Source organism: Arthrobacter sp. UYEF20 (assembly GCF_040546335.1).
Taxonomy (GTDB): domain Bacteria; phylum Actinomycetota; class Actinomycetes; order Actinomycetales; family Micrococcaceae; genus Arthrobacter.
The window spans coordinates 1-23,401 of sequence record NZ_JBEPNP010000027.1 but is presented as its reverse complement, the minus strand read 5'-3'; the positions used below and the strand labels follow the sequence as shown (position 1 = coordinate 23,401).

At 65.5% G+C, this 23,401-nt stretch carries 21 protein-coding genes and 1 pseudogene; 8 read left to right on the top strand and 14 right to left on the bottom strand.

Annotated features, from left to right (window positions below; all coding sequences use genetic code 11):
• Positions 1–45 precede the first annotated feature (45 nt).
• Positions 46–825: an enoyl-CoA hydratase gene (locus ABIB26_RS20865; RefSeq protein ID WP_354247649.1), complete on the top strand. Its 780-nt coding sequence runs from the start codon at positions 46–48 to the stop codon at positions 823–825.
• On the opposite strand, the gene ABIB26_RS20860 is transcribed toward ABIB26_RS20865, so the two are convergent.
• Positions 822–1,787: an NAD(P)/FAD-dependent oxidoreductase gene (locus ABIB26_RS20860; RefSeq protein WP_354247646.1), complete on the bottom strand. Its 966-nt coding sequence runs from the start codon at positions 1,785–1,787 to the stop codon at positions 822–824. The two genes, ABIB26_RS20865 and ABIB26_RS20860, sit on opposite strands and share 4 nt — an antisense overlap.
• Before the next feature lie 78 nt (positions 1,788–1,865).
• Between ABIB26_RS20860 and ABIB26_RS20855 the strand changes: the two are divergent.
• Positions 1,866–2,360: pseudogene (locus ABIB26_RS20855) on the top strand (helix-turn-helix domain-containing protein).
• A 101-nt stretch (positions 2,361–2,461) separates the two neighbouring features.
• On the opposite strand, the gene ABIB26_RS20850 reads toward ABIB26_RS20855, so the two are convergent.
• The 4 genes from ABIB26_RS20850 to ABIB26_RS20835 all read right to left on the bottom strand — a co-directional run bounded on the left by ABIB26_RS20850 (position 2,462) and on the right by ABIB26_RS20835 (position 5,736).
• Positions 2,462–2,890, bottom strand: a complete 429-nt coding sequence (locus tag ABIB26_RS20850) for a DUF1761 domain-containing protein (RefSeq protein ID WP_354247643.1) — start codon at positions 2,888–2,890, stop codon at positions 2,462–2,464.
• A gap of 154 nt (positions 2,891–3,044) precedes the next feature.
• Positions 3,045–3,833: an amino acid ABC transporter ATP-binding protein gene (locus ABIB26_RS20845; RefSeq protein WP_354247642.1), complete on the bottom strand. Its 789-nt coding sequence runs from the start codon at positions 3,831–3,833 to the stop codon at positions 3,045–3,047.
• Positions 3,830–4,804 (bottom strand): amino acid ABC transporter permease, encoded by a 975-nt coding sequence (locus ABIB26_RS20840; protein WP_502913727.1) that lies wholly within the window; start codon positions 4,802–4,804, stop codon positions 3,830–3,832. The genes ABIB26_RS20845 and ABIB26_RS20840 overlap by 4 nt, the downstream gene beginning before the upstream one ends.
• 5 nt (positions 4,805–4,809) lie before the next feature.
• A complete protein-coding gene (locus ABIB26_RS20835; protein WP_354247639.1) occupies positions 4,810–5,736 on the bottom strand; it encodes an ABC transporter substrate-binding protein in 927 nt (308 codons plus the stop codon).
• 169 nt (positions 5,737–5,905) lie between these two features.
• Between ABIB26_RS20835 and ABIB26_RS20830 the strand changes: the two genes are divergently transcribed.
• From ABIB26_RS20830 to ctlX, 3 genes are all read left to right on the top strand, one after another.
• Positions 5,906–6,337: an Lrp/AsnC family transcriptional regulator gene (locus ABIB26_RS20830; RefSeq protein ID WP_354247636.1), complete on the top strand. Its 432-nt coding sequence runs from the start codon at positions 5,906–5,908 to the stop codon at positions 6,335–6,337.
• 166 nt (positions 6,338–6,503) lie between these two features.
• A complete protein-coding gene (gene ocd, locus ABIB26_RS20825; protein ID WP_354247634.1) occupies positions 6,504–7,535 on the top strand; it encodes an ornithine cyclodeaminase in 1,032 nt (343 codons plus the stop codon).
• Positions 7,536–7,542: 7 nt separating this feature from the next.
• A complete protein-coding gene (gene ctlX / locus ABIB26_RS20820) occupies positions 7,543–8,484 on the top strand; it encodes a citrulline utilization hydrolase CtlX (protein WP_354247630.1) in 942 nt (313 codons plus the stop codon).
• A 9-nt stretch (positions 8,485–8,493) separates the two neighbouring features.
• On the opposite strand, the gene ABIB26_RS20815 is transcribed toward ctlX, so the two are convergent.
• Positions 8,494–9,000: a MarR family winged helix-turn-helix transcriptional regulator gene (locus ABIB26_RS20815; protein ID WP_354247628.1), complete on the bottom strand. Its 507-nt coding sequence runs from the start codon at positions 8,998–9,000 to the stop codon at positions 8,494–8,496.
• 30 nt (positions 9,001–9,030) lie between these two features.
• Positions 9,031–10,770 (bottom strand): AMP-binding protein, encoded by a 1,740-nt coding sequence (locus ABIB26_RS20810; protein WP_354247625.1) that lies wholly within the window; start codon positions 10,768–10,770, stop codon positions 9,031–9,033.
• 161 nt (positions 10,771–10,931) lie between these two features.
• On the opposite strand from ABIB26_RS20810, the gene ABIB26_RS20805 reads away from it, so the two are divergent.
• Complete coding sequence (locus ABIB26_RS20805) at positions 10,932–12,149, top strand: acyl-CoA dehydrogenase family protein (protein WP_354247622.1); 1,218 nt, start codon at positions 10,932–10,934, stop codon at positions 12,147–12,149.
• Positions 12,150–12,220: 71 nt separating this feature from the next.
• Here the strand turns inward: ABIB26_RS20805 and ABIB26_RS20800 are convergent, their stop codons facing one another.
• Genes ABIB26_RS20800 through eat form a run of 5 tightly spaced genes read right to left on the bottom strand, consistent with a single transcriptional unit; the run spans position 12,221 to position 18,032 of the window.
• Positions 12,221–13,003, bottom strand: coding sequence for a 3-oxoacyl-ACP reductase (locus ABIB26_RS20800; protein ID WP_354247619.1), 783 nt, complete (start codon positions 13,001–13,003; stop codon positions 12,221–12,223).
• A gap of 39 nt (positions 13,004–13,042) precedes the next feature.
• Positions 13,043–14,416 (bottom strand): aldehyde dehydrogenase family protein, encoded by a 1,374-nt coding sequence (locus ABIB26_RS20795; protein WP_354247616.1) that lies wholly within the window; start codon positions 14,414–14,416, stop codon positions 13,043–13,045.
• Positions 14,413–15,162 (bottom strand): gamma-glutamyl-gamma-aminobutyrate hydrolase family protein, encoded by a 750-nt coding sequence (locus ABIB26_RS20790; RefSeq protein ID WP_354247613.1) that lies wholly within the window; start codon positions 15,160–15,162, stop codon positions 14,413–14,415. The genes ABIB26_RS20795 and ABIB26_RS20790 overlap by 4 nt, the downstream gene beginning before the upstream one ends.
• Complete coding sequence (locus ABIB26_RS20785) at positions 15,143–16,525, bottom strand: glutamine synthetase family protein (protein WP_354247611.1); 1,383 nt, start codon at positions 16,523–16,525, stop codon at positions 15,143–15,145. Before ABIB26_RS20785 ends, ABIB26_RS20790 begins: the two co-directional genes overlap by 20 nt.
• 52 nt (positions 16,526–16,577) lie before the next feature.
• Positions 16,578–18,032 carry an ethanolamine permease gene (gene eat / locus ABIB26_RS20780; protein ID WP_354247608.1) on the bottom strand — a complete coding sequence of 485 codons (1,455 nt, stop codon included), beginning with the start codon at positions 18,030–18,032 and terminating at the stop codon, positions 16,578–16,580.
• 247 nt (positions 18,033–18,279) lie between these two features.
• On the opposite strand from eat, the gene ABIB26_RS20775 reads away from it, so the two are divergent.
• A complete protein-coding gene (locus ABIB26_RS20775; protein WP_354247606.1) occupies positions 18,280–18,990 on the top strand; it encodes a FadR/GntR family transcriptional regulator in 711 nt (236 codons plus the stop codon).
• Positions 18,991–19,125: 135 nt separating this feature from the next.
• Here the strand turns inward: ABIB26_RS20775 and ABIB26_RS20770 are convergent, their stop codons facing one another.
• Together ABIB26_RS20770 and ABIB26_RS20765 are read right to left on the bottom strand one after the other, a co-directional pair.
• Positions 19,126–19,800: a response regulator gene (locus ABIB26_RS20770; RefSeq protein WP_354247603.1), complete on the bottom strand. Its 675-nt coding sequence runs from the start codon at positions 19,798–19,800 to the stop codon at positions 19,126–19,128.
• On the bottom strand, positions 19,797–22,511 hold the full coding sequence (locus ABIB26_RS20765) for a DUF4118 domain-containing protein (RefSeq protein ID WP_354247600.1): 2,715 nt from the start codon (positions 22,509–22,511) through the stop codon (positions 19,797–19,799). The genes ABIB26_RS20770 and ABIB26_RS20765 overlap by 4 nt, the downstream gene beginning before the upstream one ends.
• 548 nt (positions 22,512–23,059) lie before the next feature.
• Here ABIB26_RS20765 and ABIB26_RS20760 point away from each other — a divergent pair.
• Entirely contained in the window at positions 23,060–23,341 is a 282-nt protein-coding gene (locus ABIB26_RS20760; protein ID WP_354247598.1) for a hypothetical protein, read from the top strand.
• The last annotated feature ends 60 nt before the right edge of the window (positions 23,342–23,401 follow it).

The following is a 23,401-nucleotide window of genomic DNA, read 5'->3' as shown; positions in this document are numbered from 1 at the left end:
CTCGGAATCAAGACCACCCAAAAGACAACCCGAACGGGGACACGAATGACGGAGCAGTACGCAAACATCCTGGTGGAGCGCCGCGGCCGCGTGGGTCTCGTGACGCTCAACCGGCCCGAGGCACTCAATGCCCTCAACAAGGCCACCATGGACGAACTGGTGGCTGCCGTCACCGCCCTGGACACGGACCCCGGGGTGGGTGCTGTGGTGGTGACCGGCTCGGCGAAGGCCTTCGCCGCCGGGGCAGACATCAAGGAAATGCAGTCCAAGGGCTACATGGACATGTATGCCGCAGACTGGTTCCGCGGGTGGGAGGACTTCACCAGGCTCCGGATCCCCGTCGTGGCGGCGGTCTCCGGGTTCGCCCTGGGCGGCGGTTGCGAGCTCGCGATGATGTGTGATTTCATCATCGCCGGGGACAACGCCAAGTTCGGCCAGCCGGAAATCAACCTGGGCGTGCTGCCCGGCATGGGCGGCTCGCAGCGACTGACCCGGGCGGTGGGCAAGGCCAAGGCGATGGACATGATCCTGACCGGGCGCTTCATGGATGCCGAGGAAGCGGAACGCTCCGGCTTGGTGTCCCGCGTGGTGGCCGCCGCGGATGTGGTCGAGGAGGCGCTGAAGGCTGCCGAGGTGATCGCCTCCAAGTCCAAGCCGGTGGCGATGGTGGCGAAGGAAGCGGTCAATGCGGCCTTTGAGACCGGGCTGGCCCAGGGCGTCCTGTTTGAGCGGCGCGTGTTCCATTCGTTGTTCGCCACCGAGGACCAGAAGGAAGGCATGGCGGCCTTCAGCGAGAAGCGCCAGCCGGCATTCAACCACCGCTAGGCGGTGAGGCTGCCCTGATGCGCCGCGACGGCTTCCGCCAGTTCCTCCGCCATCAGGTCCGCATTGATGCCGACGCCGGCCCACGCCCCGGCGGCTGCCGAGGACAGCACCTGCGCGCGGAGATCGGTGACGTTGCCCGCCGCCCACACCCCGGGCACGCCGGTGGCTCCGTCGGCGTCGGTTTCGAGGTGTTCGCCCATTCCGGTCGGGTGCTGGACGGCCTTGAGGCCCAGCTCCGCAAAGGCTGCGGTCCGTGCCATGAACCGGGGTGCCGTCACCACGGCGTCCACTGCCACGACGCTGCCGCCGATCAACGCGACTCCGGTCAGCCTGTCCCGCTCCACGCGAAGGGAGTCCACGCGGCCGTCAACCACCGTGATGCCGCGCGCTGCCAGCTGCGGCAGTTCCGCGTCCGTGGGCTGCAGGGCGTCGTTGAGGAACAGCGTGATGTTGGCGCTCCACTGCCGGAAAAGTTGTGCCTGGTGGGCCGCGAGCGGTCCCGTGGCCAGGATGCCGATGGCCTGGTCCCGGACTTCCCAGCCGTGGCAGTAGGGGCAGTGCAGGACATCCTTGCCCCAGCGTTCACGCAAACCCGGTATGTCCGGCAGTTCGTCCACCAGCCCGCTGGCGATGAGGAGCCTGCGGCCGCGGACCATGCTTCCGTCCGCCAGCGCTACCGAAAAGCGGCCCTTGGAGCCGGTGACGCCAACCACCTGCCCGTTGAGGAACCGGCCGCCGTAGGACTCCGCCTCGACGCGGCCAATCCGGTACAGCTCGGCAGGGCTGATCCCGTCGCGGGACAGGAAGCCGTGCACCGCGTCGGCCGGTGCATTCCGGGGTTCACCGCCGTCCACCACCAGTACCGACCGGCGTGACCGGCCCAGCATCTGGGCCGCATTCAGGCCGGCTGCACCACCGCCAACAATGACGACGTCCACCAATGTGTTGTTCATTTCTGTCATTTTTCTTACCTCCACATCCATCGTCGGTGGCGGCCCGGACGGTGGCAACCTTCTTTGCCGAAGTGGCAAACTGAAAGCATGGATGAACTTGATGATGTCCTTGCAGCCGTCGGTCCGCGGCTCCGCGCCCTGCGGATCAGCCGCGACACCACCCTGTCTGCGCTTTCGGCGGTCACGGGCATCTCGGTCAGCACGCTCTCCCGGCTGGAATCGGGGCAGTGACGGCCCAATCTGGAACTGCTCTTGCCCCTGGCCAAAGCGCACCAGGTTCCGCTGGACGAACTGGTGGGTGCGCCCACCACCGGGGATCCGCGGGTTCACCTGCGGCCCATCATCAACAAGAGGATGACCATTGTGCCGCTGACGCGCCGGCCCGGTGGCGTGCAGGCCTACAAGCTCGTCCTGAACGCAGGTGGTCCAGAGGAGCCGACACCTCCCGGCGAAGCGGCAGAGTTCGACACGCGGATCCCGCATTGGTTCGGCCGGGCGGATACCCGGCCGGTGGAGTTCATCAGCCTCTTTGGGCGCCAGGGCGAGAGAATGCACGTCCGCGCGAAGCCGGCGCGCGGCTGAGCCGGGCCGAAGTTGAGCAGGCCCGAAGTTGAGCAAGGCCGAAGTTGAGCAGGGCCGCGGGAGCGGCTCCGCCGGTAGCTGTCGGGGAGCGAGCGGGCTGGCTACGCCGCGCTGATCCCGAACAGGCCGATGATGAGGGCCATGACCTCAAAGGTGGCCAGTTCGTGGGCGCAGTTCAGGAGCGTCAGGCGGGCGGGGCGGCCCTCGAAGGCGTCGTGGGTGATGAAGCGGGCCGCGGTGAACCCGGCCCAGAGGATGGTGGCAGTGATCAGGGTGTTGGCCAGGAAATTTCCGCCGTAGAAGTGCTGGGAGATGGCGGCGGAACCGGCAAGGACCCAGGCACTGACGAAGCTGACCACGAGGGTGACCAGAATGGGCTTGACGGCGTCCCGTGAATTGCCGCTCGGGGTGACCTTGGCGACGCGCATCCGGTAGTTGCCGAACACCTTGGGCGTGTACCAGACGGAGCCAACGACCAGGCTGGACAGCGCGGCCACGAGTACCGCCCAGAAGTTGATTTCCGGAATCATTGTGCTCTCCTCATGTCCAGGCCCGTTCCATCCGAACGCTCCGCTCCACCGAAGTCTAGGGGACGGCCGGGCCCGCGTTCCCGGCCAGACGGCGTTTGATTTTAAGCTCGGCCGCCGAGGCCTCCCGCCGTTGCAGCGGAAGCAGGCCGGGACCTCACAGGACCTTTGAAAGGAACTCCCGGGTCCGGGCGTGCTGGGGGTCAGCGATCAGCTGGCGCGGGTCGCCGCTTTCGACGACGACGCCGCCGTCCATGAAGGTCAGCGTGTCACCGACCTCCCGGGCGAAGCCGATCTCGTGGGTCACCACGATCATGGTCATGCCGGACTTGGCCAGGTCCTTCATCACGTTGAGGACATCACCCACCAGTTCGGGGTCGAGGGCGGACGTGGGCTCGTCGAAAAGCATCAGTTCCGGGTCCATAGCCAGTGCACGGGCAATGGCCACGCGCTGCTGCTGGCCGCCCGAGAGCTGGGCGGGATAGTGATTGGCGTGGTTGGCCAGGCCCACCCTGTCCAGCAGCTCCATGGCCCTTGCCCGGGCCTTCACCTTGGATTGTCCTTTGACCTGGGTGGGTGCCTCGATGATGTTCTGCAGCGCGGTACGGTGGGCGAAGAGGTTGAACTTCTGGAACACCATGCCGATGTCCCGCCGCTGCGCTGCTATCTCCTTGGTGGTGAGGTCATGGAGGCGCCCGCGGCTTTCGCGGAAGCCGATGAGGTCATCGCTGACGCGGATCCGGCCGGCGCTGATGGTCTCGAGCATGTTGATGCAGCGCAGCAGCGTGGACTTCCCGGACCCGGACGGCCCGATCAGCACTGAAACCTCACCCTGCCGGACCGTCATGTCAATGCCGCGGAGCACATGGTGGCTGCCAAAGTACTTGTGGACCCCGTCAATCCGGACGAGGGCTTCCTTCGTCACGACGTCACTGGTGATGGTCACAGAACCTCATCCTCTTTCCGGGGTGCGTGGGCTGCCGGGGTGGCGACGGCGCTGGCGGGGGCTTGCAAGGGTTTGACCGGCGCGGGAACGAGGTTGTCCACACCCTTGCCGAAGTGGCGTTCGATGTAGAACTGGCCCACCATGAGAACGCTGGTGATGACGAGGTACCAGACCGCGGCGACAATCAGCAGGGGAATGGGCAGGTAGCTCCTGTTGGCGATTCCGTTGGTGGCGAACGTGAGATCCAGGGTGAAAGGCACTGCCAGGACCAGCGAGGTGGTCTTGAGCATTCCGATGGTTTCATTGCCGGTCGGGGGAACGATCACGCGCATGGCCTGGGGCAGGATGATGCGCCACATGATCTTGGACTTGCGCATGCCCAAAGCCTCGGCGGCCTCCATCTGGCCGGGGTCGACCGATTTCAGGCCCGCCCTGAAGATCTCGGCGAGGTATGCGGACTCGTTCAAACCCAGGCCCAGGACCGCCGCCACGAAGGCGGTGATCACATCCTGTGTGCTGAAGCTGAACAGCTCGGCCCCGAACGGAACGCCCACGGCGATCTTGGGATAGAGCACCGAAATGAGGCCCCAGAAGACGAGCTGGGTGTAGACCGGCGTTCCGCGGAAGAACCAGACCCAGGCCCAGCTCACGCCCCGGAACAGCGGGTTGTCGGACTGGCGCATGAAGGCGAGCAGCACGGCCAGCACAATGGCGATTACCATCGAGAGCACCGTGAGGAGCAGCGTCCACCCGATGCCTTGGACCACAAGAACGTCCAGGAGGTACGTCCCCACCGTCTCCCAGCGGAAGTTGGCGTTGGTGAACACGCTCTGGGCCATGATGGCGGCGAACAGCAGGATGATGGCGCCCGCGGCCCATCGGCCGGGGTGCCGGACCGGAACGGCGTTGATGAGTTCCGGTCCCCGGCGTCGTTGCCCGGGCAGGGCGGTTGTGGTCTCGCCCTGCGTCAGGATGCTCAACTGCCCACCGCCGGGTTCACTTCAGACGTGGTCACGGCGCCCTTGGAGTTGTTCCATTTGTCCAGGATTTTCCCGTAGGTGCCATCGCTGATGAGCTTGTTCATGACCTTGCCGACGAGTTCGGACAACGCAGTGTCCGACTTCGCAATGGCAATTCCCTGCAGTGCGGCGTCGTAGACTTCGCCCAGCGTCTGGAGTTTGTCCCCGGTCTGCGACAGGGCGTAACCGATGACCGGCGAGTCTGCGGCCATGGCGTCGATGCTGCCGTTGACCAGGCGCGTGGTGACATCTGTCTGGTTCTTCAGAGTAACGATGTCGATGGCGGGCTTGCCCTCGGCGACGCACTTGCGGGAGCGGCCGGACACATCAGGATCCTCCTCTACGGTGCCGGTCTGGACTCCCACCTTCTTGCCGCAGATATCCTCCACCGCGAAGTTCTTCGGGTTGCCCTTGGCCACGGCCCACAGCACGCCTGCATTGAAATAGCTGACAAAATTCACGGTCTGGGCGCGCTCGGGGTTGATGGTGAACGAGGAGATCCCGAGATCATACTTGGGGCCCAGCGCCGGCAGGATGCCGGTGAACTCCGCCGTCTCAACCTTGGTGCTCAGGCCGAGGGTGGCGCCGACCGCTTTGGCGATGTCGACGTCGTAGCCCTGCGGCGTCTGGCCATCGGCACCCAGGAATTCGGCGGGCGCGTAGGACGTGTCGGAGCCGACGGTCAGGACGCCTTTTGCCTTCAGCGCGGGGGAAACCAACGCGGCCAGTGCCTCGTCCTTCTGGATTGCCGAGGGGTCGAAGCCAGCAGGCCCCGACGGGGAGCCTGCGGCGGTCTGCGAGGCGTTGGTGCAAGCGGTGAGGGCCAGCGCGGCGGCGGCGACAACGGCAGCGAGCCTCAGCGATGGCATGGAGGAAAACGGCATCTTTTACCCTTTGAACTTGGTGGGAGCGGAGTGGCGGCAGCGTTTCTTGTGTCCTGCGTCACCGCTGCGACAACACTACGGTTGAGTGATGTGCATCCTCAATGGCCAAAAAACCAACTTTTCATTGAAAAAACTCACAAAATGATGATGCCAGGTATACATTATTACGATGACCCCCCTCACTGACCTTGATCGCCGGCTCCTCTCCGCCCTCCGTGAAGACGGCAGGGCCTCGGTGGCCAGCCTGGCCCGCAAACTCGATGTCGCCCGGGCCACTGTCAACAGCCGGCTGGAGCGGCTGGTGGCGTCGGGGACCATCGTCGGCTTCACGGTCCGGGTGCGCGACGAGCTCGATCCCCTGGCGATCCACGCCATTGCCCTGATCGCCGTGGAGGGCAGGACAACGGACAGGGTCATCCGCCAGCTCAGGGGCTTTCCGGAAATCACGGCGCTGCACACCACCAACGGAGGCTGGGACCTGGTTGCAGAGCTCCGGACCGAGAGCCTCATCGGCTTCGACCAGGTCCTGGGGCGGATCCGGGGGGTCGACGGCATTGTCAACAGCGAGACGAGCCTCCTGCTCAGCTCGGTGCTGCGCTAGGGATCAGGCGGGGGATCCGGAAGACCAGACGTATATAATGCGCAAAACGGCTCGTCATTATGCTCAGTAACTCAACAAAAAGCTTGCTATTCGGCACTTGAGCCTGCATATCGCCGAAGCTTAGAGTTGTGGCATCAATGGATAGCTAGAGAATTAGGGGGCGCAGATGACGCGCTTTGTCGATGTCCACAACATGGTGCGCTGGGCTGCAGGACGCGGGCCGGAGAACATCATTTCCGGAATGATCCAGTACCTTGAGGATGATTTCCGGCGCTGGGAATCGTTCGATAAGACGCCCCGTGTGGCCAGCCACACGCCGTTCGGCGTCATCGAGCTCATGCCCACGAGCGACCACGAGACCTATGGTTTCAAGTACGTCAACGGGCACCCGTCCAACCCCGCGCGTGGGTTCCAGACCGTGACGGCGTTTGGCGTCCTGGCCGACGTCCACAACGGCTACCCCACGTTCCTTACCGAGATGACGGTGCTGACGGCGCTGCGCACCGCGGCGACGTCCGGCATGGTGGCGAAAAAGCTGGCCCGTGCCGACTCGCGCGTCATGGCGATGATCGGCAGTGGAAGCCAGTCCGAGTTCCAGGCCCTCGCGTTCCGCAGCGCCCTGGGTATTTCCACGCTCCGGGTATGGGACACCGATCCCGCCGCACTGGAGAAGTTCGTGGCCAACATGGCGCCCCTGGGCTTCGACGTCACGATCGCCACGTCCGCAGCCGATGCGGTGCGCGGTGCCGATGTCATCACCACGTGCACCGCGGACAAGGCGAACGCCACCGTCCTCACGGCGGACCTGATTGAACCGGGCGTCCACATCAACGCCATCGGCGGGGACTGCCCGGGGAAGACCGAGCTTGAACCTGCGATCCTCGGACGCGGCGACGTGTTTGTGGAGTACGCCCCCCAGACCCGCATTGAAGGGGAGATCCAGCACATGCCGGCCGACTTCGGCGTGACGGAGTTCTGGCAGGTCCTGACGGACAGGGCGCCCGGGCGCACGGCCGCTGCACAGGTCACCATCTTCGACTCAGTCGGCTTTGCCATTGAGGACTTCTCCGCCCTCCGGTTCGTGCGCGACGCCGTCGACGGCACCGACTTCTTCGTGGAGATCGACCTCGTGGCAAGCCCGGAGGACCCGAAGAACCTGTTCGGTCTCGTGGGTGCTCTCTCCCCGGTTGGCTCCTGAGTCTCCGATGTCCGTTCAAGCCCCGTCCGCCGTCGTCCTCGTACGGCCGCACACCTTCATGCCCAACCCGGCGACGGCGGCGGACAATGCCTTCCAGATGCCGGCTCGCTCCGTGGACCGGAAAACGCTTGCCGCTGCAGCCCGTAGTGAGGTGACAGGGCTGGCCGAGACGCTTGAAACTGCCGGCATCACGGTGCATGTGTTCGAGGACTATGACGAAACCCGCCCGGACAGCGTGTTTCCCAACAACTGGCTCTCCACCCATGCGGGTGGCCACATCGGGATATTCCCGATGTACGCCCCCAACCGCCGCCACGAACGCCGCAGCGACATTCTCGACTTCCTCAAGACCCACTACCGCGTGCAGGACGTTATCGATTACTCCGGGCTGGAAATGGACCGCGTGTTCCTGGAGGGAACGGGCGCCATGGTCCTGGACCACGCCGGCCGTGTGGCATACGCCGCACGCTCCCGCCGGGCCGATCCCGTCGCGCTGGAGCGGTTCTGCACGAACTTCGGTTATGAGCCCATGCTCTTCGACGCGGCCGACGCGGACGGCACCGCCGTCTATCACACGAATGTGATGATGTCCGTGGCGACGGACTTCGCGATGGTGGGGCTGGGCCTGATCCCGTCGGCGGAGCGCCGGCGCGAGGTGGCGGAACGGCTTTCCGGCGGGGGACGGACGGTGATCGAGTTGAGCCACAACCAGATCCTCAATTTCGCAGGCAACGCGATCGAGCTCCAGGGCGCGGAGGGCCGCGTGCTGGCGCTGTCCCGGCGGGCCCTGGGGAGCCTGACGGCGGAACAGAAGTCCATCATCGAAAGCAGCTGTACCCTGCTGCCCGTCGATGTTCCCACGATCGAACTGGCCGGCGGCTCCGTGCGGTGCATGATCGCCGGAATCCACCTCGACCGCAGGCCCGTCCTCGCCGGCGTCGGAGGCTGAGCCGGCCTTTCAGCCGGTGAAATCGCCGGCGTTGCGGCGGAAGGTGCCCAGGATCCGGATCAGCTGGTCGACGTCCTGCCCGTCGAAGCCGGACTGGCCGAAGACCTCGGAGTTGAGCACCGCCGTCGCCCGCTTGGCAAGGGTGCGCCCCTCGGCGGTGAGTTCAATCAGGGTGGTGCGGCCGTCGGTGGGATGCCTGGAGCGGACCACCAGCCCGGCGTCCTGGAGGCGGTCGACGGCGTTGGTCACCGAGGTGGGGTGGACCTGCAGCAGGGCGCTGGCCTTGTTCATGGGCAGCGCGCCGCTGCGGGCAAAACTCAGCAGCGCCAGCAGTTCGTACCGGGCGAAGGTCAGCCCGAACGGCTTGAGGGCGCCTTCGATCCGGGCCAGCAGGATCTGTTGGGTCCGCATGATGGCGGTGATGGCGGCCATCGGCGCGGCGACGTCGGCCCAGCCGTGCCGCTCCCAGTTCAGCCGGGCATCGGCAATCGGATCACGCGGCAGCGGCGTTCCCACGGCACCCCCTGCTGCTCGTCTTAAGCGTCATCAGCCTAGCTTTTCCGGCTGGCTTTTCAGGCCCGGGAAATCGGCCTCCGAGTACTCCGTGCCGAGGCCCGCCGGCAGCGTTCCTCCGCCGTGGCGGACTTCCTCGCTGTGGCGCAGTTCCACGCGCCGGATCTTGCCCGAGATCGTCTTGGGCAGCTCGGCGAATTCCAGCCGGCGGATCCGCTTGAACGGGGGCAGGTGGTCGCGGCAGTACCGCAGGATCTCCTCGGCCAGTTCCGGCCCGGCCTCGTGCCCGGCAGCGAGGACCACAAACGCCTTGGGCACCGAGAGTTTAAGCGCGTCGGGGGAGGGGACGACGGCGGCCTCCGCCACCGCCGGGTGTTCGATCAGCACGCTTTCCAGCTCGAACGGGGACAGCCGGTAGTCGGAGGACTTGAAGACGTCGTCGCCGCGGCCCACATAGGTGATGATGCCGCGCTCGTCCCGGCTCGCCATATCCCCCGTGTGGTAGTAGCCGTCGCGGAAGGCGTCCGCCGTCTTTTCGGGATCGCCGTAGTACGCCTTCATCAGCCCGACGGGCCGGGGATCCAGGCGCAGGCAGAGCTCGCCGTCGTCGCCCTCCTCGCCGGTGGCCGGATCAATGAGCACGACGTCGTAGCCTGGCAGCGGCTTGCCCATCGCGCCGATCTTGATCGGCTGGCCGGGGGTGTTGGCGATCTGCACGGTGGATTCGGTCTGGCCGAAGCCGTCGCGGATTCTCTGGCCCCAGGCGCGGTGGACCTGGTCGATCACCTCGGCATTGAGCGGTTCGCCGGCGGACACCACCTTGGCGGGCGGGTTCTTCAGCAGGGTCAGGTCGGCCTGGATGAGCATCCGCCACACGGTGGGCGGGGCGCAGAAGCTCGTCACGGACTCGCGGTCCATCTGTTCCATCAGGGCCCTGGCGTCGAAACGCTCGTAGTTGTAGATGAACACGCAGGCTTCGGCGATCCACGGCGTGAACACATTGGACCACGCGTGTTTCGCCCAGCCCGGCGAGGCCACGTTGAGATGCACGTCGCCCGGTTCCAGCCCGATCCAGAACATCGTGGACAGGTGCCCCACGGGGTAGGAGGTGTGCGTGTGTTCCACGAGCTTGGCCTTGGAGGTGGTGCCCGAGGTGAAGTAGAGCAGCAGGGTTTCATCGGCCAGGGTGGGGGCGTCCGGGGTGAAGGCCGCGCCGGCGTCGCGGGAATCGGCATACTGCAGCGGGCCGGTGCTGCTGCGCTCGCCGGCGCCAACCTCAATCAGGGTGTAGCGTCCCGGAACGTCGGCGAACTTGGCGATGTTGGCGCTTCCGACGGCGGCCCACTGTGCCTCGCCGCGCTCCACACGGTCCGTCAGGTCCGCCGGCCCCATCAGGGTGGTGGTGGGGATCATGACGATGCCCAGCTTGATGCCGGCCAGCATCAGTTCCCACAGTTCCACCTGGTTGCCGAGCATGATGATCATGCGGTCCCCGCGCCGGATGCCCTGCCTCCGCAGCCAGTTGGCCACCTGGGAGGAGCGGTGTGAGAGCTCCGCGAAGCTGCGCCGGGTCGCGGAGCCGTCCTGCTCGACGATCACGAGCGCCGGCTTGGCGGCCTTGGCCGGATCCGCGGCGATCTGGTCGAACCAGTCGAGGGCGAAGTTGAATTCTTCAAACCGTGGCCACTGGAATTCGCTGCGGGCCCCGTCGTAGTCAGTGCGGAGGGCGAGCAGCCTGTCGCGTGCGGCGCGGAATTCCTCGGTGACGGTCATGGTGCACCTTTCGACGTCTGGTGGCGCCGCGGTTCCGGGTCCGGCGTCGTTGCCCGGGGGACCCTAATCCTAGTGATCCCCGTCACTGTGCAATATACTAGGACATCCAAGGGTTTGGAAGAGCGGCGCTGCTCTGCGGTCGGCGCATGACGAAGGGATACATGCCTGTGCAGCCACAAGGACGTGCCAGCCGACAGGCGCCACCCCCGGAGGGAACGTCGCCGCCCTTCCCGGACGCCGATCTGATGTACATCGTGGATCTGCTGCCCCCGGACGAACAGGCCCGCTACCAGGAGGTGCGGGACTTCCTCCAGTCCCGGATCCGGGCGGCCTCGATTGACTACTGGAACCGTGAGGAATTCCCTTTCGGGCTGCTGGCCGAGCTGGGGAAGTACGGCCTCGGCGGACTGCAGACGGACGGCACCTCCAAGCTCTTCAAGGGCCTGATGTATGTCGAGGTGGCCCGCGCCGATGTGTCGCTCTCGGCCCTGGTGGGGATCCATAATGAGCTGATTGTCGGCATGATCGATCAGCTCGGCTCGGAGGAACAGAAGGCGCGGTGGCTGCCGGGACTCACCTCGTTCACCGAGCTCGGCGCCTTCGCCCTCACCGAGCCGGACCACGGCTCGGACATCGCCGGCGGGCTGGCCACCACTGCACGGCGCCAGGACGGCGAATGGGTCATCAACGGCGCCAAGCGCTGGATCGGCGCCGGGACCATTGCGGACTTCGCCCTGGTCTGGGCGAGGGACGTCGCGGACCAGCAGATCAAGGGCTTCATCGTGGAAACGGACCGCCCCGGCTACACCGCCACCAAGATCGCCAACAAGATCGGGCTGCGGATCATGCAGAACGCGGACATCGTGCTGGACGAGGTCCGCATCCCGGAGTCCAACATGCTGCCCGGCGCCACCGACTTCTCCAGGGCCAACGAACTCCTGCGCGATTCGCGCGCCTGGGTGGGCTGGCAAGGTGCCGGCATCCAGCTGGCCGCGTTCGACGTCGCGCGTGCCTACTCGCTGGAACGGAAGCAGTTCGGTAGGGAGCTGGCCAGCTTCCAGCTGATCCAGCAGCAGCTGGCCGAGATTCTGGGCAATGCTTCCGCCTCGCTGGCGCTGATGGCGCAACTGGCGAGGATCCAGGAGGAGGGCAAGCTGGAGATGGTCCAGGCCGCGATGGCCAAGTCCACCACCACGCGGCTGGCCCGGGCGTCGGTGGCGATGGGCCGGTCCCTTATGGGTGGCAACGGCATCAGCAGCGACTACGAGATGGGCAAGCTCTTCGGCGACGCCGAAATCCTGTACACCTACGAGGGCAGCTACGAGATCAACTCGTTGATCGTGGCGCGGGCGGTGACGGGGAAGTCGGCCTTCGTCTAGGAACCAACGAGACGGTGCCGGCCAGGATCTAGTCCTGGCCGGCACCTGTCCGAATTGATCGTCCGCCGCGGTCAGTCGATCGGCGTCACGTAGGCCCCGGAGATCCCGCCGTCAACCAGGAAAGTCGAGGCGGTGATGAATGAAGCGTCATCGCTGGCCAGGAACGCCACGGCTGCAGCGAGTTCCTCAGGCTCCGCGAACCGGCCCAGCGGGACGTGGATCAGCCGGCGCGCGGCCTTCTCCGGATCCTTGGCGAAAAGTTCCTTCAGCAGAGGGGTGTTCACCGGTCCGGGGCACAGGGCGTTGATGCGGATGCCCTGACGGGCGAATTCGACGCCGAGTTCCCGGCTCATGGACAGCACACCGCCCTTGGACGCGCTGTAGGAAATCTGCGACGTCGCCGCACCCATGACGGCGACGAAGGAGGCGGTGTTGATGATGGAGCCCTTGCCCTGCTCCTGCATGTACGGAATGGCGTACTTGCAGCAGTAGTACACGGATGTCAGGTTTACTTCCTGTACCTTGCGCCAGGCATCGATGCCGGTGTCCAGGATCGAGCCGTCGTTGGCCGGGGAGATGCCGGCATTGTTGAAGGCGATGTCAACGCTGCCATATGTTTCCTTGGTCTGGGCATAGAGGTTCCGGACGTCCTGTTCGCTGGTGACATCGACCTTGACAAACAGGCCGCCCACTTCGGTTGCCGCTGCCAGCCCCGTAGTGGGCTCGATGTCGGCGATCACCACGTTGGCTCCTTCGGCGGCCATGCGGCGGGCCGTGGCCAGGCCGATGCCGCTGGCGCCACCGGTGATGACGGCGCTGCGTCCTTCGAGGCGGTTGGAAACTACTGCTTTCATGGGAACTCCTTTAGTAATGGCGGAAAGTGCCGGGATTGTTTAGGCCAGGGCCCGGGTGGAGATGAAGACGTTCTTGGTTTCGGTGAAGGAATCCAGGGCATCGGGTCCGAGTTCACGGCCCAGCCCTGACTGCTTAAAGCCGCCGAAGGGCGTGGAATACCGGACGGAGGAGTGGGAATTCACGGACAGATTTCCGGATTCAACGCCCCGGGCCACACGCAGCGCCCGGTCCACGCTAGAGGTCCAGATGGAACCGGACAGCCCGTAATCGGTGTTGTTGGCGATCCGGATCGCGTCGGCCTCATCCGTGAAAGGAACCACGGCCACCACGGGGCCGAATATCTCTTCCGTGAAGGACGGTGAGCCCAGGTCCGGGGTGAGCACCGTAGGCGGGAACCAGAACCCCGGTCCGGCCGGCGCCTGGCCCTGAAAGGCGATGGGGGCGTCGTCCGGCACAAAGCCGGCCACCGTCCGGCGCTGCTGGGCCGAGATGAGCGGGCCCATCGAGGTTCCTTCGTCGGCAGGATCGCCGACGGTGAGGGCCATGACGGCGGGCTCAAGCAACTCCATGAAACGGTCGTAGACGTCGCGTTGGACCAGGATGCGGGATCGTGAGCAACAGTCCTGGCCCGCATTGTCAAAGGCGCCGCCGGGCGCCGCCGCCGCTGCCATTTCCAGATCGGCGTCGTTGAAGACAATGTTGGCGCTCTTACCCCCGAGCTCCAGCGTCACCCTCTTCACCTGGCCGGCGCAGCCCGCCATGATCTTCTTGCCGACGCCGGTGGACCCTGTAAAGACCACCTTCCGGACGGCAGGATGGGTGACGAAACGTTCGCCCACCACCGAACCCTTTCCCGGAACCACCTGGAAGACACCCTCCGGGATGCCGGCCTGAAGCGCCAGTTCCGCCAGGCGGATGGCAGTCAGCGGAGTCATCTCGGCCGGTTTCAGCACTACGGTGTTGCCCGCCGCCAGTGCAGGGGCAAAGCCCCAGGCGGCTATCGGCATGGGGAAGTTCCACGGCACGATGATCCCCACCACGCCGAGGGGTTCGTGGAAGGTGATGTTGACACCCCCGGCCACCGGGATCTGCTTCCCGAAGTGACGCTCCGGCGCGGCGGAATAGTAGTTGAGCACATCGCGGACGTTGCCCGCCTCCCAGCGTGCATTGCCGATGGTGTGCCCTGCATTGATGACTTCGAGCCGGGCCAGGTTTTCAAGATCCGCGTCGACAGCCGCGGCGAAGCGCCGCAGCAGCAGTGAGCGGTCCGCCGGCGCAACGGCTCGCCAGGATTCGTAGGCGCCGGCCGCCCGGGCAATGGCAGCATCCACTTCGGCCAGGCCGGCCAGTGCGACCGTCTCGATGACCTCCTCGTTGGACGGGTTGATGACGTCAAAGGTTGTTGCTGTCATGTCGTGGACATCTCTTTCATGTTGGCTCGGTAGCTGCCGGCGGCCTGCACAAATCCGCGGAAAAGCCGCAGGTCTTCAGGGTTTTGCTCCGGGTGGAATTGAACGCCGAGCACCCAGCCCGCGCCGTCTGTCGCTTCCAAAGCCTGGACAGTCCCGTCGGCGGAGGAAGCTGTGACGCGCAGGCTCGGCGGTACGGCGTCCATGCCCTGGTGGTGATAACACGGTGCTTTCGCCGCATCGCCCAGCAGCCCGTGTATCAGGCTGCCGGACTCGGTGGTGAAGGCAGCCTCGCCGTACACTCCCGGGGCCGGCTGGAAGTTCGCTGTGGGGTTGGTGTCCGGGATGTGCTGGTTGAGGCTGCCGTTCAGGGCAACGTTGAGGATTTGCGCCCCGCGGCAGATGGCGAACAGCGGCAGGCCTCGGGCCATAGCGGCCCGCGTCAGTATGGTGTCGTGCTCGTCACGCAGCGGCTGGGGCGCGGTTTTCGGGTGCGCGGCGGCCCCGTAGCGGGCGGGGTCCACATCGGGCCCGCCCACCACGATCAGCCCGTCCACCAGGTCCAGCACCGATTCATCCGTGCCCAGCGGAGGCAGCAGGATCGGAGTCCCGCCGGCTGCCACCACAGCCTCCACATAGGTTCCGGGGACGATGGCCGCTTTGGCCTTCCAGACTCCCCACGCGGCGTCCTGATAGTAGCTGGTCAGGGCAATCCTGGGCCGGTAAGTGTCAGAGTCGTTCGAAGCCACGCACGCGCTCCCAGTCAGTGATAGCGCTGTCGAAGGCTTTCAGTTCGACGCCGGCGGCGTGGACGTAGTGGTCCACCACGGCGTCTCCGAACGCTTTGCGGGCGATGCTGCTGTCAGCCAGCATGTCCCGTGAGTCGCGGAGGTTTGTGGGGAGCCGTTCGGCGTCCGACTCGTAGGCGCTGCCCTGCATGGCGGGGCCCAAAGGCAGCCTGTTTTCCAGCCCGTGGATGACGGCGGCGATCAAGGCGGCCGCTGCCAGGTAGGGGTTGAGGTCTCCGCCGCCGACCCGTATCTCGGTGCGCAGACCCCGCCCATGACCTACGACGCGGAGCGCGCAGCTGCGGTTGTCCATACCCCAGGCGATGGCAGTAGGGGCAAAGCTGCCTTCGACAAACCGCTTATAGGAGTTGACGTTCGGGGCAAGGAAATATGTGAGTTCCTTCAGTGCGGCCAGCTGGCCTGCCATGAAGTGCTCCATGACGGGGCTGAACCCGTGCTCGCCGTCGCCGGGTAGGACGGGGTTGCCGTCCAGATCTGTCAGGCTGAAGTGGATGTGGCAGGAGTTTCCTTCCCGCTCATCGAACTTGGCCATGAAGCTGATGCTCTTGCCGTGCTGGTCGGCGATTTCCTTGGCGCCGCTCTTGTAGAAGGTGTGCTTATCGCAGGCCTTCAGGGCTTCGTCGAAGCGGAACGTGATCTCCTGCTGTCCCAAGTTGCACTCGCCCTTGGACGATTCGACCACCAGGCCGGCCGCTTCCATGTTGGTGCGGATAGAGCGGATGACCGGTTCCAGGCGCGCGGTCGCGAGCAGCGAGTAGTCGACGTTGTACTGGGTGGAAGCGTCCAGGCCGTGATAGTTCTTCTGCCAGGCCGCACGGTAGGAATCGTCGAACATCAGGAACTCAAGCTCGGTGCCCATGAAGGCGCGGTAACCGAGTCTTTCGAGACCTTCCACCTGGGCGCGCAGGATCTGCCGCGGTGAAGCGACCACGGGGGACTTGTCCGTCCACATCACGTCGCACAGCACCAAGGCCGTGCCTTCCTGCCACGGAACTCGGCGCAAGGTGGAGATATCCGGGAGCATCATCATGTCCCCGTACCCAGATTCCCAGGAGGACATCGCGTAGCCGTCAACGGTATTCATCTCGACGTCGACGGCCAGCAGGTAGTTGCAGCCTTCGGCGCCGTGGTCAAGGACGTCTTCGAGGAACGAGCGCGCGCCGCAGCGCTTGCCCTGAAGCCGCCCCAGGGAGTCCGTGATGGCCACGACCACGGTGTCGATGGCTCCGGAGGCCACCTCCTCCCTCAGCGTATCGAGGGTGAGCTGGGCGTTCAGGCCGGATTTTTTTGATTGTTCAGTCATGGTTGCTCCGCAACGTTGGTCTTCAATGGGTGGGATTATGTTCGAAGGACAGCTACTGCTTCAGTTCGGCCTCAGCCAGGGCCAGCCGCGCAAATTCCTCATCCGGGGATCCCGTGACGATGCGGTGGCGGCTGTAGAACCAGTAGTACGCAATGGCTGCGGCGAAGATGGCCGCCGTGATTGAGGCTGCGTAGACGTCCACAACGAACGTAGCTACGACGGCGACGGCGGACAGAACGAGGGCGATCGATGTTGTGACGATGCCGCCCGGCGTCCGGTAGCCGCGTTCCAGCTCAGGCTCCTTGATCCGAAGGACGATGTGGGACAGGTTCAGCAGCACATAGGAGACCGTGGCCCCGAAAACTGCGATGTTGATGAGCAGTGCTCCGTCGCCGGTGACCGCGGCGAGCAGGAAGCCTATGGTTCCCGGGACGATCAGGGCCCAGTAGGGTGTGCGGCGTGCCCCTGTGAGGGAAAGCCATTTTGGCAGGTAGCCGGCGCGGGAGAGCGCGAACAGCTGCCGAGAGTACGCGTAGATGATCGAGAAGAAGCTGGCCACGAGCCCGGCAAGTCCGGCGTAGTTGATGAAGTCGGCCAGGAAGGTATTTCCTCCGTAGGCCAGACGGAGCGCCTCCGGCAGCGGGTTGTCCGAGGTGCTCATGGCCTGCGCTCCGGCAGCGCCCGGAACGAGTACCAGCATCAGGGCACCGAAGCCGACCAGGATGAGGACGGCGACGATTATGCCCCGGGGCATGTCTCTTTTCGGGTCCGCCGATTCCTCGGCCGCAAGCGGTACGCCTTCAACGGCCAGGAAGAACCAGATCCCGTAAACGAGGGCCGCGAGTATGCCGCTGATGCCCATCGGGAGGAAAGCGCTGGAGCCGGCGGATCCGTCAGGCACGATGTCGAACAGCTTGGTCGGGTCGAATTTCGGCAGCAGCCCGATGACGGCAGCCACCAGGGCAACGACAGCCACGGCGGTGATCGCGAACATGATCTTCAGGGCCTCGCCGACCCCCCGGAGGTGGATCCAGATGAAGATGGCGTAGGTGGCCAGGTAGACCGGCCACGAGTTGGTCAGTCCAAACAGCCCGAGCGCTTCTATATAGCCTCCGATGAAGGTGGCGATCGCGGCCGGCGCGACGGCATATTCGATCAGCACGGCTATCCCGGTAGCGAAGCCGCCCAGGGGTCCGAGGGCGCGCCGTGCGAAAGCGTATCCGGCGCCGGCAGTGGGAAGCGTCGAGGACAGCTCGGCGAGCCCGAACACCATGCAGGTGTACATGATGCCCATCAGGACGAAGGCTACGAGCAGGCCGCCCCAGCCGCCCTGGGCCAGCCCCAGGTTCCAGCCGGCGAAGTCGCCGGAGATAACGTAGGCGACGCCCAGCCCGGCGAGCAGGACCCATCCGGCTGCCCCGCGTTTGAGCCGTCGATGCTGGAGGTAGTCCGCTTCGTTGCCGCTCGCGGCGTCCCGAATGCCAGTGCCTTCGTCTGCTGATTTCATGCGTTTCCTTTGATGAGAGGATGTCGCCCAGGACCTGCCAAGGGCTTTAAAGGACTGTTTTTAGTCCAAGAGCATGAGACTTAGTCTGGTGGTGCGCATCACACACGTCAAGGGGAGCGGCTAAATTGAGCAAAAATCTTGCGCGGGGTTGAGTCATTGGTGTCTTAGGTGACCTTTGGGCCCCGTCGCGGTACTGTGAGGGAAGTAGTTGCAGCACTTCGGACGATCTGGAGCTGATCATTTGACCGTGTCCCCCTTCAGCCAGTCCTACGCCATGCTCCGGCCTGTCCGCGGCGGAAATGCCTTCGAGGAAACCATCGAGCACATTCTCCGGACAATCAAACTCGGGATCTTCGCCCCCACAGAGAAGCTCCCGCCGGAACGGGAACTTGCCGAGCACCTGGGCGTCTCGCGGGCTACTCTTCGCGACGCGCTGGGCGAACTTCAGAGTGCAGGTTACCTGGATGTCCGGCGCGGACGATACGGCGGGACCTACGTTTCCGGCACTACCGTGCGGGCGCAGCACGACATCCGGCCACTGGAGCCTGCCGAGGTTCACGATGTGCTCGTCTTCCGGGGGGTCATCGAGCCCGGGGCAAGCGCGCTGGCAGCAGGTTCCGATTTAACTGCGGCAGCACGCAGCCACTTGCGCCATTGTCTCGCGGACGTCAGTGCCGCCACCGATGCCAGCTACCGGCCCAGGGATGCCCGCTTCCACATTGCCATTGCCGAGTTGACAGGCGCGCCAAGCCTCGTGGCGTCCGTCGCGGAAACCCGGGGCAGACTCAACGAACTGCTGGACCGGATTCCGTTCCTGGGGACCAACCTAGAACACTCCAACGAACAGCATGCAGAGATCGCGGACGCTATTCTGAGTGGCGATCCCGCTGCCGCGGAACAGGCCACCCGGCAACATCTTGAAGGGACCGCCGCCCTGCTCCGGGGATTCCTGTCCTGACACACATGGACCCACAATGCCGTATCTGCCCTGGCGCGCAACCCTCCTGCCATTGTCGGCCGGCGTCAGGGCAACGGGCCGCGGCCGGAGCGGTCTGCGGACTCAACGGAGGGGTGCCGGGCGGAGCGCACCGACTCAGGGCCGGAAGCGGTATCCAACCCCGGCCTCGGTGATCAGGTGGCGGGGGTTGGAAGTGTCTGGCTCCAGCTTGCGCCGCAGCTGGGCTATGTACACGCGCAGGTAATTCGTTTCCTTGGCGTAGGACGGTCCCCACACCTCAGACAGCAACTGTTGCTGGGTGACGAGTTTTTCGGGGTTACGGACGAGAATCTCGAGCATGTGCCATTCGGTCGGGGTGAGGCGGACGTCCCGGCCGTCGCGCAGCACCACGCGTTTGGCCAGGTCCACGGTGAAAGCATCTGTGGTGATCACCGGAGTCTGCTCCGGATCGATGCTGCGGCGCAGGAGGGCGCGGAGGCGGGCCAGGAGCTCATCGAGGCCGAACGGCTTAGTGATGTAGTCATCGGCGCCGGCATCCAGGGCCTGAACCTTGTCCTCGGAGCCGTGGCGCGCGGAGAGCACCAGGATCGGGACCGGGCTCCAACTCCGCAGTTCCCGGATGACGCTGGTGCCATCCAGGTCGGGAAGGCCCAGATCCAGAATCACCACTGCCGGTGCGTTCTGCCTGGCCGCGAGCAGCGAGGAGCGTCCGTCCGCGGCCGTGCTGACGGCGTAGCCGTGGGCCTGCAGGGTGATCCGCAGGGCGCGCAGCAGGTACGGGTCATCATCAATCACCAGGACGGCAGTCACGGGGCGTCCGTCCCGGAGCTAAGGATCGGCGGGGCGTGGTGACGCTGGACGATGGCCGATTGCGGTTCCAGCGGAGCCTGTTCGGGCGGTGTGTCGAACGGCACCCCCGGGGACAACGGGAGGCTGATGGCCATGGTCAGGCCGCCGCCCGGTGTGGGTTCAGCGGTCAGCCTGCCGCCCATCGCCTCGGTAAACCCTTTCGCCACGGCCAGGCCCAGCCCGACGCCGGTAGCCGGCGACGCGTCGTCGAGGCGCTGGAAGGGCCGGAACATTTCCACGACCCGCTCCGCGGGGACGCCCGTGCCGTGATCGATGATGCGCAGCTCACCGACCGGACGGCCGGCCACGGTTGCCCGGCTCAGGCCGCCGGCGGCACCGGCCAGGACGATGTCCGAATCCGGGGCGTACTTGACGGCGTTTTCCACGATGTTGGCAATGACGCGCTCGAGCATGCCGGGGTCCGCGTCGACCTCGGGCATATTGGCGGGGAGCTCGGCGCGCACCCGGCCCGGTGCGATCCCGTGCAGGCCACCGGGAATGACCTCCTGCCAGCGCACGGGCCGCAGCAGCGGGCGGATGGAGTCGGATGTGATCCGGGACATGTCCAGCAGGTTTCCCACCAGCACGTCCAGCCGGTCGGAGCACTCCTCGATGGTCGCCAGGAGTTCCTGCTCCTCCTCGGGGGTGTAGCTGACCCCGTGCTGCCGGAGGCCCCCAACAGCAAGCTTGATTCCGGCCAGCGGGGTGCGGAGATCGTGCGAGACGGCGCGGAGGATCGACGTGCGCATGGTGTTGCTCTCTGCCAGCCGCAGGACTTCGTTGCGGCTGGCAAGCAGCCGCTGGCGCTCCAACTGCGCCACCAGATGCACGCCGATTGCCCCGAGCAGCCTTCTGTCGCTCGCCGGCAGCACCCGCCCGGAGAGGACCAGACAGGTCGAGGGATCGATCTGTTCAACGTTGTCGCCCTGGATGCCCGACGTGCCGGGGGCATCGCCGGAACCAGGTGGGGCCGGCGGAATCTCGCCTGCGCTCGCGATCAGGCGCCAGCCAGGCCGGGAACTGTCACCATGGGACCTGGTGCGGCCGGCGCCGCCGCTGCCGCCGTCGTCGTCGTCGGGCAAGCTGAACAGTGCCGCGCCCCGGACCTGAAAAACGTCCCTGGCCTGTTCCAGCAACCCCATGACGGTGTCCTCCGAGCCCGCTGCCCCGCGCGAGAGGTCGGCCAGGGTGGTGGCCTCGGCGCGGGCCAGGGCAGCTTCCTTCGACCGCCGGGCTGAGACGTCAACTACGGTTGCCACAGCGGCTGACACCCCCACAAAGACGAGAAGGGCGAGCACGTTTTGCGAGTCGCTGATGGTGAGGGTGCCCAGCGGCGGCGTGGAGAAATAGTTCACCAGCAGGCTGCTCCAGAGTGCCGCGAGGATCGCCGGCCACAGGCCGCCAACGAGGGCCACCGCGACGGACCCCGTGAGCTGGACCAGGACTGTGGTGGCAAGGTTCTTGTCAGGACTAACCGCAAGCACCAGCTGGAGGAGGGCGGGCAGGAAAACGGCCAGGAGGAAACCGACGCCGACCCGGAGCCGGCCCAGGTCCTGTCGCCGCGGCAGGCCAGTGCGTCCGTCGTGGAGCGGCTGGGACACCATATGGACGTCGATGTCACCGGAGTCACGGACCACCCGAGTGCCCGTGGAGCCGCCCCGAAGACCTTCCAGCAGTCCGGCGAGCTTGCCCGGGCGGGAGACACCCAGGACGATCTGGCTGGCGTTGACGCTGCGGGCGAAATCCAGCAGGGCGGCCGCCGGGTCCTCCCCGGCCACGATGTGGTAGCTGCCGCCGAGATCCTGGACCAGACGGCGCTGGGCCTCGAGGGCCTGCGGGGATTCGGCGGCGACCCCCTCCGGAGCCCGCACGTGCACCGCCAGCAGGTCGCCGCCGTTGACCCGGTTGAGGATCCTGGCCCCACGCCGGATCAAGGCTTCGCCTTCGGGGCCGCCTTTCAGCCCGACGACGATGCGCTCGCGCGCGGGCCAGCTGCCTTCGATCCCGTTTCCCTGCCGGTAGCTGGCCAGGCTCTCGTCCACCCGGTCCGCGAGCCACAACAGAGCCAGTTCGCGCAGTGCCGCCAGGTTGCCCGGACGGAAGTAGTTGGACAAAGCGGAGTCGATCCGGTCCTTCGCGACGATCTTGCCGTCCGCGAGCCGCTGGCGCAGGACGTCGGGGGAGACATCCACCAGCTGTATCTGCTCAGCCCGTCGGGCGATCGCATCCGGGACGGTCTGGGCAGGGCGGACCCCGGTGATCGCGCTGACAACGTCGCTGAGCGATGCGAGATGCTGGACGTCCACAGTGGACAGGACATTGATCCCTGCCTCCAGCAGTTCATCGATGTCCTGCCAGCGATAGGGGTTCCGGCTGCCTGGGACGTTGGAGTGCGCGTATTCGTCCACGATTGCGGTGGCGGGCGAGCGGCGGAGCGCCGCGTCCAGATCCAACTCTTCGACCACCAGGCCGCCATACGGCACCCGGGCGGCCGGGATGAGCTCGAGCCCTTCCAGCAGTTCGCGGGTCTCCTTGCGGCCGCGGTCCCGGGCCGCGGCCGCAACGACGTCCTGGCCGTTGGCGCCCAGCCGGTGCCCCTCACGGAGCATGGCGTAGGTCTTGCCGACGCCCGGTGCCGACCCCAGGAAGATGCGCAGCGTTCCACGTGCCATGCTGTCATTCTTCCAGTTTCCGCACTGCGCGACCGGCCACAACGGCGTCAAGGATTCGTCAAGATAGGCACCCGCCACGGCTGTGGAGTTCGGCGCTTCGTGGCGGCGTTTTGTGATCGCTCGATGTCGCAGTTGTCGGCGGCAGGTGCCGTCTTGCATGGCATGCGTTTCGAGACACAGAGGTTTCGGGGCACCCGAGTCGGATTAGGAGAAGGTGTCGGCCGCCCGCAAGCGGAACGGTCACCGGAACAATTTCGGGCGGATGCATGAGGTGTTGAATGGAGCTGGGGCTTGAGACTGGTAAATCGGCCCGGAAGCCTTGGTCTGCAGAGCGAGGAGAGTGTTACCAACCGTTCCGTGCCGCACGCTCCGCTCCCCGCGCTGGCCGGGAGTACCGAGGGAGCGAGTACCCGCTACTCGTGACAGAGAGACAACCGTGTCCTATGATGCAGGCGCCGGAAGATCCGGCGCCTGAAGCGGCCGGTCTCGCCGCGCCGGGCTTCACCGCCCCAATAAACACCGGGGACACAATTTCCGGGGAGAGACCCATGAAAAAAACCCTGCTCGCGTTCGCCACAGCCATCGCACTTATGTTCGCCGCCCCGTTGGTCGCAACAGCCACCACATCGATCAACAACAACAGCAGCAACAGCAACAACAGCAGCAACAACAGCAGCAACAGCAGCAACAACAGCAGCAGCAACAAGAACAACAACAAGAACAACAACAAGAACAACAACAAGAACAACAACAAGAACAACAACAAGAACAACAACAAGAACAACAACAAGAACAATGCGGCCGTATGGTTTTGTGAGACAGCTTGTTAGGAGCCCTTCTTCACAATGACCGACCGTAAGAGGTATAGCCAGAAGTACAAGGACGACGCC